Here is a 12,350-nt window from a genome sequence, read left to right as displayed (position 1 = left end):
TGTTACTGTGCTGCTGATTGTTCGGCATTAACGGTAAGACGTGCAACCTGGTTAGTTCTGATAAAGCGGCTCAGGTCGACAGGTTTTCCTTGATACTGGATCTGTACCGCTGCCGGAGCGCCGATTTTAAGTTTATAGGGAGCCTGGCCGGTTAGGTTTAACGTGCCATCTTTACGCTGCAGGCCGCTGAACAGTTTTTTACCTGTCGCGTCAGTCACTTCCAGCCAGCAGTCGGCGCTGAAGTTCATCACCAGCGCGTTGGGATCGGCTGCTGTCGCCGTACCCGCCGGGCTGGTTGGCAGAGTCGCTGCGCTATTGTCCGCAGGCTGAGCAGCCGCAGGCGCGTTCGCCGCAGTATCAACATTAGCCTGAGAAGGGGCAACAACCGCGTTTTGATCCTGAGCCTGCGGTGCAGCGGTGTTAGCCGTTGCTGCCGGAGCCTGTACAGCATCGGTCGCCGACGCGTCTGGCGCTGCGGTCTGTGGCTCGCTTGAGGAAGCTGCGCCGTCGGTATTCAGCGGCACGTTCTGGGCATTCTCACTTCCGGCCTGGTTGAGTTCGGCGGAGGATTGATCGGCCATGGTGGTGATCTCTTCCTGCTGGGCCTTGTGGTTTTGCCACCACCATGCGCCGGTCAGACCGATCACCACAAACAGCACCAGCCAGGTAAAGCTCATCAGCCAGCCATCGCGTTTTTTACGACGTTTCCCCAGGGAGAAAGTCTGCATCGGCGCAACTTTTGCTGCACGGACCGGTGCCTGCTTCTCCATCATTGGCAGTAATTCGTTTTCGGGGATATGCACCAGTTTTGCGTAAGAGCGGATATAACCGCGCAAGAACGTTGAAGCCAGATCGGCAGGTGCCTTATCTTCTTCAATATCGCGAACCGTGGAAACCTTCAGGCACAAGCGTTCCGCAACGGCTTGCTGGCTGAGTCCGAGTTGTTCACGGGCGTTGCGAAGACGAACGCCAGTGGAGAGTGCTTCATGTTGGTCGTGAGTGGCTTCAGTATTCATTCGCTACAACTACTGGTACGTGAAAAATAAGGGTTCAGGTGCCGGTGAGTCACAATGCCACCCGCACCGCGAAACTTCTGGTCAGTTAACCTTGAACAGAGAGTATAAGACTGTCAGCCCGGAGATGACAGTACAGCCCTGCCCGTACGGCTAAACTGTTGTTACGTCGTTACATACTGCCCGAAAGTCGGATGAAACGCACCGTAATTATTGTTCAGTCATCACGAATCTGACTGATTATTCAGTAAGAGTATGCTTCACGGCGCAGATAATGCGCCGTGAGTGCATAATAATCAAACAGCTTTAACCGCGATCGTCTCGCCCTGCATGCGTTTACGCAGGGTACGTTTGGTACGGTCAATAACGTCACCTGCTAGCTGTCCGCATGCTGCATCAATGTCATCACCACGGGTTTTACGCACGATGGTGGTGAAACCATACTCCATCAGCACCTTGGAGAAACGGTCGATACGGCTGTTTGAGCTTCGGCCATACGGCGCGCCCGGGAACGGGTTCCATGGGATCAGGTTGATTTTGCATGGCGTATCTTTCAGCAGTTCAGCCAGCTGATGCGCATGTTCGGTACCGTCGTTGACGTGGTCAAGCATCACGTACTCGATGGTAACGCGGCCCTGGTTGGCGTTGGATTTCTCCAGATAGCGACGCACCGCAGCGAGGAAGGTTTCGATATTGTACTTTTTGTTGATCGGCACAATTTCGTCACGAATTTCGTCGTTTGGTGCATGCAGGGAGATCGCCAGGGCAACGTCAATCATGTCGCCCAGCTTGTCCAGCGCAGGCACAACGCCAGAGGTAGACAGCGTGACGCGACGCTTGGACAGACCAAAACCGAAGTCATCCAGCATGATTTCCATCGCCGGAACGACGTTGGTCAGGTTCAGCAACGGCTCACCCATCCCCATCATCACCACGTTGGTGATAGGACGCGTACCGGTTACTTTTGCCGCACCGACGATTTTCGCGGCACGCCAGACCTGGCCGATAATTTCTGACACGCGCAGGTTACGGTTAAAGCCTTGCTGCGCGGTAGAGCAGAATTTGCACTCCAGCGCACAGCCAACCTGAGAGGAGACACACAGCGTGGCGCGGTCTTCTTCCGGGATGTAGACGGTCTCAACGCGCTGATCGCCTACCGCAATCGCCCATTTGATGGTGCCATCCGCCGAGCGCTGCTCTTCCACCACTTCCGGTGCGCGGATTTCAGCCACTTCCTTAAGCTTGTTGCGCAGGACCTTGTTGATGTCAGTCATGTCATCAAAATTGTCGCTGCAGTAATGGTACATCCACTTCATGACCTGATCGGCACGAAACGGCTTTTCGCCCATCTCTTTAAAGAACTCGCGCATCTGCTGACGGTTCAGATCCAGCAGGTTGATTTTTCCATTTTTATTGGGAACCGCAGGAATGGCGACTTCGGAGGTATTCACTAATTCAGACATAATATTTTCCGGCCTCGTTGTTACACGTTATGGCCCATGGAGGGTTGAATAGAAACGCCCCGGAAAGCAGTCTGCTCGTCCGGGGCGTTGCATTGTACAAAGTCTGGCGCAGGGATGCCACGTCTGGACGCGGCATTTACGAAAATAATGTGTAAACGAAACCGTTAAATTAACGGGTGCGTGGACACACTTCGCCTTCTGCGAAGAAGAAAGCGATTTCGCGTGCAGCAGATTCAACAGAGTCAGAACCGTGGGTACCGTTCTCGGTGAAGCTGTCTGCGTAGTCAGCGCGCAGAGTACCTGCCAGCGCGTTGTCCGGGTTGGTTGCGCCCAGCAGGTCACGGTGACGCTGTACTGCGTTTTCGCCTTCCAGCACGGATACCACGATTGGACCGGAGGTCATGAACTCAACCAGGCCGTCAAAGAATGGGCGACCTTCGTGCTCAGCGTAGAAACCGCGAGCCTGCTCAACGGTCAGGTGCAGCATTTTAGTGCCAACAATTTTGAACCCTGCTGATTCAAAGCGAGCGAAGATGCTGCCAATAACGTTTTTTGCCACCGCGTTTGGTTTGATGATGGAAAAAGTACGTTCAATAGCCATGATAACCTCTGTCAATGTTCTGTTGTTTTGCATACCTGAGTATGGTGTGGCGCGGATTATAATGAGCAATAGCGCCATTGCCTATGGATTCAGGTAACATTTTTTTAAAATAAGACGAGTTTTAGCAACAGCTCACATCTGAAAGCTGTTTTCAAATCACTGCAGCGTAAAATTCACCGTCGCGACCTGCCCGGTCTCATCCATAACGAGTAACTGATAATCGCCCGATTTATCAAGCAGTAATGTGTAAACTCTTCCCTTCACATTCAGCGGTTCACCGTTCAAAAACCACCAACGCTCACCGCTATTACCGGTCGCCTGAAGCGGCAGCGAAACGCGGGATTCCCCTGGAAGACGTTTGATGACGGCCCCTTCGCGCACGCCTGTCAGGATGAGTGGCGCAGGTGCGTCCTGCGACAGCGGAGGACAGGTGGCTGATGAAGGAGGGACCCGTACCGCGCGACGTTCGGTCGCCGGCAGCCAAGGCTCCAGCGGCAGCGGCCAGACATCAAGGACTTTTTCAGTTGCATCAGGGCAATCTGCCGCCACGCGTTTACCCGTTTTATCCAGCCAGACCGGGAAACGAATGCCGCGTATCCCTTCCTGTTCGGGCAATAGCAGCGTGGGCGGTTCACTCCCTTCCAGCAGCCAGGTCGACAGGCGACGCCGACAGTTTTCACTCCCTTCCGGCAGCGACTGGCCGCCCGGCCAGCAGATCACGCCCCGCCCGACGTTCTCCGGACGCGGGTCGCGCGGCAGGCGGGCCTCGTCTACCGATGAGCGTGACTGAAGCAGGTTATTTACCTGATTTAAGAGTGGAACCGCGCTGGCGAAACCAAACTGCCCCGCTACGGGCGTGCCGTCCGGTCGTCCTGTCCAGATGCCTATTACGTAACGGGCATTCAGACCAATCGCCCAGGCATCACGGTAGCCGTAGCTGGTGCCGGTTTTCCACGCCAGCGGCGCGATTTGCGGTAGCGCATTATCCGGCAGCGGCTGCGCCTCGTTCGCCAGAATACGGCGAATAATCCACGCCGAGCCTTGCGAAAGCAGCGGACGGTCAATGAGCGGATCGCCCGGCCGTAAACGCAGCCTTCCCGCCTTACCGTGTCGGGCAAAGGCGCTGTAGGCCGCTGTGATATCCGCCAGCCGGGCGCCTGCCCCGCCGAGGATCAGGGACAGATTCGGCTGCGCCCCCGCGGGCAGGATCAGCGGCAATCCCGCGTTGCTCAGCATCCCGGCAAAACGTTTTGGCCCGTAGGCTTCCAGTACCTGTACCGCGGGCAGGTTGAGGGAGCGCACCAGCGCTTCACTCATGCTGACCGGTCCGTGGAACCCACTGTCAAAATTTCCGGGGCGATAATCACCGGTTTTTCTGGGAACGTCCTGGAGCAGCGAGGCGGGATGGATCAGGCCATCGTCCAGCGCCATACCGTAAATAAAGGGCTTTAACACCGATCCCGGGGATCGGATCGCATTGACCATATCCACGTGGCTGAAACGCGTGTCATCGTTAATATCCACCGAGCCGACCCAGCCGCGCACTTTCATATCCGTATGATCCACGACGATCATCGCCAGCGAGCTACGTGCCGGCAGGCGAGATTTCCAGTTCATCGCCAGCTCTTCCAGCTGCCGCTGTAGCCCGGCATCCAGAGTGGTGACAATTTTAGTGTCGCGGCTTTTGCCTAGCATCATGCGTGCAAAGAGCGGCGCCAGCTGCGGCATCTGCCGGGGCGCCAGCCATACCGATTCCTCCCATGATTCTTTGACCTGCTTCGCGGACCAGACGCCCTGCGTGACCATGCGGTCTAGCACTTTGTTGCGCGCCGCCTCGGCCCGTTCAGGCCAGCGGTCCGGACGCAAGCGGCTGGGTGCCTGCGGCAGTACCGCCAGCAGCGCCGCTTCGGAATAGCTGAGCTGCGACGGCGGTTTGCCAAGATAGGTCCAGCTTGCCGCTCCGACGCCCTGCAGCGTGCCGCCAAACGGAGCGCGGTTGAGATAGAGGGTGAGAATGTCTCGCTTGGAAAGATGCCACTCCAGCTGCATCGCCCGCCAGAGCTGACGAACTTTGCCGCCAAAGGTGCGCGGATGTGGGTCCAGCAGGCGTGCCACCTGCATTGTGAGCGTGCTTCCGCCAGAGACGACTTTGCCAGAACTGAGATCCTGCCAGGCAGCGCGCAGGACAGAAAGCGGGTTTACGCCAGGGTGATCCCAGAACCAGCGATCTTCATACTGGATCAGCGCCTCAAGGTAGCGGGGAGAGACCTCTTCAATGGTAACCGGGTAGCGCCAGATACCGTCGCTATCGGCAAAACGCCAGAGCGGCGTGCCCTTCTCATCCACCACCACCCGGGCGGGGTTAACCTCTTTCAGAGGCAACGGCCACAGGCGGTCGGCGGCGACAATCAGCCCCCATAAAACGAGAAGCGCTCCCGCCAGCCATAGCCAGCGGGAGCGTGTCAGACGTGCCATTCGCATATTACGGAACAACAATCAGCGGGCCGCTGGCCGCCCCCGTTGCCCGCCACTGCGGAACGTACATAGACTCCACCATCGGGACCGGCACCTGATAGGTTCCCGGCGTCACGGCGCGCGCCAGATAGACCAGCGTGACTGGCTGACCTTCATTTACCGGCACGGCGGCCACAAAGCGGTCGTCGCGGAATTCCATATGCTGAATGTCCGCCTGCTGCATCTGGCTGAGCAGGTTCTGTACTTCGCTACCGCTGTCCTGCAGGCTGGCGCTGCTGCTTGCCAGGTTCTGGTTTTCCAGCTCCAGACCCGGAGGGAGGAGATCCACCACCAGCGCATCCGGCACGTTCTGGCTGGCTTTAACTTCCAGCCACACCAGCACCAGCTCACCGCTCTTCAGGGAAGAGAGTGATTTAGTGCTGCCGTCGGTTGCCAGGATATGACGTTCAACCTGCAGCACGTTCGCGCTCGGCTGAGGCGCGTATTCCGGATAGCCGGTGCTGTCCAGACGCACCCACAGCGGAGTCGTGCCAGTATTGGTCACCTGCAGCGCGCCAAGCTGGTCGCCGCTCACGTTTTGTACCAGTGACTTATCGCCGCCAGATGCGGTCTCAGACAGAGAGGTTTTCGCCTGCCATGTACCGGACAAGGTTTGCAGCGAACGTCCGGCCAGGAACAGCGCATTGCTCTCCTGCGTTGACAGCCAGCGCTGGCTGAAGGCCTGTTCAGACAGAGCATTCAGCAGCGTATTCTGCGCATCCGGCAGCAGCTTGTACTCCTCCAGCAGGGAGAGCATCAGAGCGTTATCGCGAAGCTGGCTGCCGTAATCGGCCATCCAGGTTTTGCTGTCGTTACGCGGCGTTTTGAGTGCCAGGTCCAGCGCCTGCTGGCTGCGCGGTGCATCGCCCATCAGCTTGAGCGCCATGCCCAGCTGCATCAGCGGCAACCCGGAAGCCGCCTGCTCGTGGCGATCCCAGATTTCACGCAGCGCGCCCAGCGGCGCTTTTTGCTGACGTGCCAGCACCAGCGCGGCATAGGCCTGCACGGCGAACTTGCTGGCCTGAGTATCATCGCTGTAGCGAATGGACATCATTCCCGGATCCTGCAGGTAGCGCAGCAGGCGGTTATTGGCGTTATTCACCGCATCGGCAGGTACGCTGTAACCCTGCTCGCCCGCGCGCACCAGGAAGTCGGTCACGTAGGCCGTCAGCCAGTACTCTTCCGGGCCGTTTTTATCCCATAGCGCAAAACCACCGTCCTCACGCTGCATCTGCAGCAGACGGGAGATGCCAATATCAATCGCCGCACGGCGCTTATCATCGGTGTCGCCTTTGATGCCAAGTGCAGTCAGCTGCGCCGCGTTGGTGTAGAGCGACGGGAACAGACCGCTGGTGGTCTGTTCCAGGCAGCCATACGGATACGCCTGCAATTCGCGAATATAGCGCGCCAAGTTAAGCGGTGGTTTGCCGCTCAGCAGCAGCTGTCCCTGCAGGGTAGCAGGAGAGAAACCGTTACTATGCTGCGCCGGTGCGGTCCAGGACTCGCCGGTATTCAGCATGGCACCGGTATTCACCGTCTGCGCCGGGAATGCCGGACGCACGCCGATTTTCCAGCTCTTCTGCTGCGGGGCGAAGGTCTCACCCGGGAGCTGCAGGCCGGTCACCTGAGCGATCACTTCACCGTCACCATAACCGTCCAGCGCACGCACCGGAATAAACAGGGTGTTGCGTGCGCCAGGAGACAGCTGAATCGGCTGCGGCTGCCCCCCTTCCAGCGACAGTTTTCCTGTCGCGGTCAGGGCGACGTTCAGCGTTTGCGGCTGGTCGGTGAGGTTAGTGATATCCAGCGTCAGCCGCGAGGTATCCCCGCTTGCCAGGAAGCGCGGCGTATTAAGCTCGGCAATGACCGGCGCGGCCACCACAACCTTGCTTTCACTGCTGCCGAAATCGTCCTCCGTCCAGGCCTGCGCCATCAGACGCAGCTCACCGTTGAAGTCTCCTATCGGCAGCGCAACCGTGCCTTCTCCGTTGGCATCCAGCGTGACCGGCTGTGCCTGCTGGGCAATAATGGTGACGTGGTTCACCGGCGGCTTACCGCCGCGCTTAAGCTCATCACCGTCACCACCAAAGCGCAGCGCGGCCAGGCGGCCCTGCCCTTCGATGACCTGGCCATAGATATCGTAAATGTCCGCGCCATAGCGCTTCTGGCCGAAGAAAGCCTGCCACGGATCGGGCGTAACGTAATCGGTAATATTCAGCACGCCGCTGTCCACCGCAGATACAAGCACATTCACTTTCTGCGGCACCGCCCCCTCTTTCACGCTGGCTTTCACCTTCACTGAGAGCGTCTGGTTTGGACGCATTTTCTGCGGGTTATCGAGCGCAATGTTCAGACGGCGATTTTCGTCGCCCATCGGCAGATGCAGCAGGCCGACCGCGCGTTTCGGCGTGGCGGATTTGGATTTATCACCCGGACGTACCACCAGCGTGCTGAGGTAAAGATCGTGACGTTTCCAGGCTTTGTCGACCGGGATAGCGAGATCAAGCCCGTTTGCCGGTACGTCGATCTCTTTCCACCACAGCGGCCCTTCGCTGGACTCAATCATCGCATAGCCCTTACCTGCTGCCGGCGCTGCAATGTGCAGGTTAATGGTATCGCCTGGCTGATAGGCTGGCTTATCCAGCTTCAGCGTCACGCGGTCAGGGCGTGCAGCCCCTGTGCCGTCGCTGTTATCCTGCCAGCTGTATCCCGCCCAGAAGCGTACGCTGCTGACCATCTCATCAGGCGCTTTCACCTCCAGACGATAAGAGCCCCATTCCACCGGGAAGGTGACTTTACCCGTCTCGTCGGCCTTGAGCGTCAGCTCCTGCTCGCCTTCAACCAGATCTTTCTGATCGAACTGAGACTGCCAGCCTTCGCTCTCAGACCAGTTCCAGAAGTAGTCCCGACGCTCGCGAATCAGGCGAACCTGTAACCCGGAAACGGCCTTTTTCGCTCCGCTGGCATCGGCGTAAACAATGTCGAAGCTGGCGTTACCGTTCTCGTCAACAATCGGCTGGTTGACGGTGGTATCGGTGCGGTAGTCGTAAACGGCTTTACTGGCGAACTGAGGGCGGATACCCGGCAGCTCAGCCGCAGGCCAGATTGCCTGCTCGGTGCGACGCGTCACCGGACGACCGCCGGATTCCAGCAGGCTGGCCTGCAGGATCAGCTGCAGCGGAGAGTGCACCTCTTTCCACTGGCTTTCGGTAGAAACCTGTCCACGCCCCTGCTCATCAAGCGTAAGCTGAACTTCATCCAGGCTGCGGCTCAGGTTCTCCTCGGCGATATCGCCAAACTGGAAGCCCGGCAGCGCAGCCACCGCGTCACGCAGCGGACGCAGGAAAAGCTGGCCCTGCAGGGAATTACCGTTGGCCGGTGCGCCATACAGGTAATAGCCTACCACGTTAAAGTCCACGTTATCCTGCGGTGAAACCGGCGATTTTTGTCCGCTCAGGTTCAGCGCCATACGCTCGGGCATGAAGTCTTCGACGTGGAAGTCCCACAGGCGCTGCAGGTTATCGCCCGTGTTGGCGCGGATATGCCACATGCCGGTCTGCGCCCCGCTGTCCAGCGGATAGTTAAAGCGATAGAGCCCATTCTCTGGCTTGACGACAATCGTACGCGCGACCTGTCCATCCGGGCGCAGCACGTCAAGCTTCACGGGCTGATCGGGAAGCGGCTTACCGTCACTGTCGCGCAGTAAGCCGTTGAGGATCACTGTTTCACCCGGACGATAGAGATCGCGCGGGCCAAACATGAAGAATTGCTTGCTGTAGCCGGGGCTACCGGCAATATCGAACTCCGCCAGATCCAGCGCCGGAAGCTTGAGGTCAAGCAGCGTGGTCTGGCCGTCTTTGCTCGCCAGAATCAGCGCGGCTTCTTTGTCCGTTTCAAGCTTCGCATGACCGTCGGCATCGCTCTTCGCCTCAGCGAGAGTCTGGCCTTTGTCGTTCAGCAGCGTGACGGTCACGCCGGACTGCGCCGCACCGTTTTCCAGACTCTGAGTGAAAATATCCAGGCGGTTATGGTAACGGTGAGCGGACAGACCAATATCGCTTAAGGTAAAGAGCGTTGCGGCGTTGCTGTAGTTGTAGTGCCCCGCCTGGTTCATGACCGCGATGTAAACGCCAGACTGCTGGAGCGGTTTAATATCCTTCAGGGGCAACAGCAATTTTTCGCGCGTATTGCGCGCCGGATTAAGATCGAATCGACCGGTGTAAACCAGCTCCGCCATCTTCAGCAGGTTATCGGATTCCCAGTTGGTCAGCGAGTTACGGTACTCCCACTGGCTGACAAGGGAGGCCAGCGATTCCGGCTTCACGCGGTAAAAGTTGACATCGACATTGTTGACGTTGAGCGCCATCACCGGCAGACCTTCCACCACCTTACCCGGCAGCAGCGAGCCGCGGCTGGCAAAACCAACGGTGGGTTCAATGTCACGGGTGATCAGGGCTTTTTCATAATCAATGCCAAACGTCGCCTTGTTCAGCGCCTGCAGGTCACGTTCAACGGTGACGACCAGATTGCGGTTAGGTTCCAGATGGCGCAGCCGAAGCTCTTTCAGGTTAGGCGCAAGTTCCCACGCCCCGTCAACCTTGCCGCTTTTCTTATCCACGACATGCACCGTTTTGGCGAAATCCTGATCGGGATTTAGCGGAACAGAAAAGGTCAGCACCAGCGTGGCGGCACCGTCGAGCTGAACTTCAGAGGTATCCAGCAACGTCAGCGCTTTTCCCTGACTCTGGGCAGCCAGTTTAGCCAGCGTGTCAGCATTGGGCTTTTCCGCGGCTTTCGGTGTCGATGCGGTGGATGCCGCGGGAGCCGCAGCCTGGGGTTTATCGTCGCTGTTATCACAGCCGACAAGCGTAAACGTGGTAAGCAGCGCAAGAGAAAGCGCGGCTAAGCGAAACGGTTTCATCCTTTATCCCTGGCCCATGGAGCCTGTTGGTCGTCGTCCGGATAAGTATTATCCGCAAGTTTCATTAATTCAAAAAGGCCAATTTTAAAAACTGGAAAGCGTCTCGCAGAATGGCATCACGTCGCTACGCCGTGATGGAACCGCGATCACAGCACATAACGTCACATGTTACCTTTCAAGTCATTTGTTTTTAAAACAAGAAGATAGCTGGCTAAGCTCGCCTGAAGGCTGCTAGTTTTATGACCATGACGCACCCCGAGTGCGCGGTTCAAAAAGAGAGAAAGCCATGAAACGAGCCGTGAACGCCCTACAAAATTTCGGAAAATCATTGTACGGACCGGTACTTATCTTACCGATCGTCGGTCTGTTTATCGCCTTTGGTAACGTGCTGGGTAACGGTAATCTCGCTGAATACCTGCCGTTTCTGGGCCATCCGCTGATTCAGCATATTGGTCAGCTTATCGCGAAATCTGCCGTGTCGGTACTGGTCAACCTCGCGCTGGTGTTTGCCGTCGGGATCCCGATTGGTCTGGCGACGCGTGATAAAGGCTATGCCGCGCTGATTGGTCTGGTGACCTTCGTCGTGTTCATCAACGCCATGAACGTCACGCTGCAGCTGCAGGGCGCGCTGGCGCCAGCGGCCCAGATGAAAGCGGCCGGACAGACCATGGTGCTGGGCGTGCAGGTGCTGGAGATGGGCGTTTTTGCCGGGATCCTGACCGGGGCGCTCTCCGGATATCTGTACAACAAATACTCCGGCGTACAGTTTAACGGCGCGATGGCAATTTACTCCGGCCACTGTTTTGTCGCCATCGTCATGCTTCCCGTCTCCATGCTGCTCGGCGTGGTGATGAGTGAACTGTGGCCGTTTGCCCAGCACGGCATTAGCGCCCTGGCGCTGGCCATCAAAGGCTCCGGGCCGTTTGGCGTGGCAATCTACGGTTTCCTGGAACGTATTCTGGTCCCCACCGGCCTGCACCATCTGGTTTATACCCCGTTCCTCTATACCGAGCTGGGCGGCACGCAGGAGGTTTGCGGCGCAACCTATCAGGGCGCGCGCAATATTTATTTCGCCGAGATGGCCTGCCCGGACGTGAAGCAGCTCAGCAGCACCGTGGTGTGGGACGCGCGCGGCATCAGCAAGATGTTCGGCCTGCCTGCCGCAGCCCTGGCGATGTATATGACCGCAAAGCCGGAGCGTAAAGCCATTGCGAAAGCCATTCTGATCCCGGCGGCGCTGACCTCGCTGCTGGTCGGCGTAACCGAGCCGATTGAGTTCTCCTTCCTGTTCGTCGCCCCGCTGCTGTTCGTGGTGCACGCGGTGCTGACCGGCATCGGCATGATGCTGTTCTCGCTGCTGGGCGTTCACGCCATCGGCGCCAACGGGATTATCGACTTTATCCTCTATAACCTGCCGCTCGGCACGGAGAAGTCCAACTGGCCGATGTACCTCGTGGTCGGGCTGATCATGTTCGCCCTCTACTTTGTGGTGTTCCGCTTCCTGATCCTGCGCTTCAACATGAAGACGCCGGGCCGTGAGGATGACGATCGGGAGACGCGCCTCTACAGCAAGCAGGAGTACCAGGCGAAGGGCAATAACGACGGGCTGGGCGAATCCATCGTGACGGGTCTGGGTGGCAGGGAAAACATTGAGGTGGTGGACAACTGCTACACCCGCTTACGCGTCACGGTGAAGGACGTCGCCATTATCGACGAGCCGCGGCTCAAGGCGACCGGCGCGAAAGGGATTATCAAACAAGGTAACAACGTTCAGGTGGTCTACGGGCTGCACGTCAAAAAAATGCGAGAAGCCGTTGAGACGTTTCTCTGAAAGGAGC

At 58.0% G+C, this 12,350-nt stretch carries 6 protein-coding genes; 1 reads left to right on the top strand and 5 read right to left on the bottom strand.

Features of this window, described 5'->3' with window-relative positions; translation table 11 throughout:
* Positions 1 to 2: 2 nt before the first annotated feature.
* From rodZ to ACOTZC_RS11350, 5 genes are all read right to left on the bottom strand, one after another.
* On the bottom strand, positions 3 to 1,016 hold the full coding sequence (gene rodZ, locus ACOTZC_RS11370; RefSeq protein ID WP_023308815.1) for a cytoskeleton protein RodZ: 1,014 nt from the start codon (positions 1,014 to 1,016) through the stop codon (positions 3 to 5).
* 293 nt (positions 1,017 to 1,309) lie between these two features.
* A complete protein-coding gene (locus tag ACOTZC_RS11365; protein WP_014171168.1) occupies positions 1,310 to 2,476 on the bottom strand; it encodes a bifunctional tRNA (adenosine(37)-C2)-methyltransferase TrmG/ribosomal RNA large subunit methyltransferase RlmN in 1,167 nt (388 codons plus the stop codon).
* A 169-nt stretch (positions 2,477 to 2,645) separates the two neighbouring features.
* Complete coding sequence (gene ndk, locus ACOTZC_RS11360) at positions 2,646 to 3,077, bottom strand: nucleoside-diphosphate kinase (protein WP_003860625.1); 432 nt, start codon at positions 3,075 to 3,077, stop codon at positions 2,646 to 2,648.
* Between the two features lie 156 nt (positions 3,078 to 3,233).
* Entirely contained in the window at positions 3,234 to 5,558 is a 2,325-nt protein-coding gene (gene pbpC, locus ACOTZC_RS11355) for a peptidoglycan glycosyltransferase PbpC (RefSeq protein WP_126303530.1), read from the bottom strand.
* 1 nt (position 5,559) lies between these two features.
* Positions 5,560 to 10,512, bottom strand: coding sequence for an alpha-2-macroglobulin family protein (locus ACOTZC_RS11350; protein WP_421635773.1), 4,953 nt, complete (start codon positions 10,510 to 10,512; stop codon positions 5,560 to 5,562).
* 286 nt (positions 10,513 to 10,798) lie between these two features.
* On the opposite strand from ACOTZC_RS11350, the gene ACOTZC_RS11345 reads away from it, so the two are divergent.
* Positions 10,799 to 12,343: a PTS transporter subunit EIIC gene (locus tag ACOTZC_RS11345; protein ID WP_126303532.1), complete on the top strand. Its 1,545-nt coding sequence runs from the start codon at positions 10,799 to 10,801 to the stop codon at positions 12,341 to 12,343.
* Positions 12,344 to 12,350: the final 7 nt, after the last annotated feature.

Origin of the sequence: Enterobacter cloacae complex sp. SHL009 (assembly GCF_049237205.1) — a bacterium.
Taxonomy (GTDB): domain Bacteria; phylum Pseudomonadota; class Gammaproteobacteria; order Enterobacterales; family Enterobacteriaceae; genus Enterobacter; species Enterobacter cloacae_M.
This window is presented reverse-complemented; position numbering and strand designations above follow the sequence as displayed.

Excerpts from the sequence above, each read along its gene's own strand:
- rodZ (WP_023308815.1), bottom strand. The coding sequence starts at position 1,016 with ATGAATACTGAAGCCACTCACGACCAACATGAAGCACTCTCCACTGGC.
- ACOTZC_RS11365 (WP_014171168.1), bottom strand. The coding sequence starts at position 2,476 with ATGTCTGAATTAGTGAATACCTCCGAAGTCGCCATTCCTGCGGTTCCC.
- ndk (WP_003860625.1), bottom strand. The coding sequence starts at position 3,077 with ATGGCTATTGAACGTACTTTTTCCATCATCAAACCAAACGCGGTGGCA.
- pbpC (WP_126303530.1), bottom strand. The coding sequence starts at position 5,558 with ATGCGAATGGCACGTCTGACACGCTCCCGCTGGCTATGGCTGGCGGGA.
- ACOTZC_RS11350 (WP_421635773.1), bottom strand. The coding sequence starts at position 10,512 with ATGAAACCGTTTCGCTTAGCCGCGCTTTCTCTTGCGCTGCTTACCACG.
- ACOTZC_RS11345 (WP_126303532.1), top strand. The coding sequence starts at position 10,799 with ATGAAACGAGCCGTGAACGCCCTACAAAATTTCGGAAAATCATTGTAC.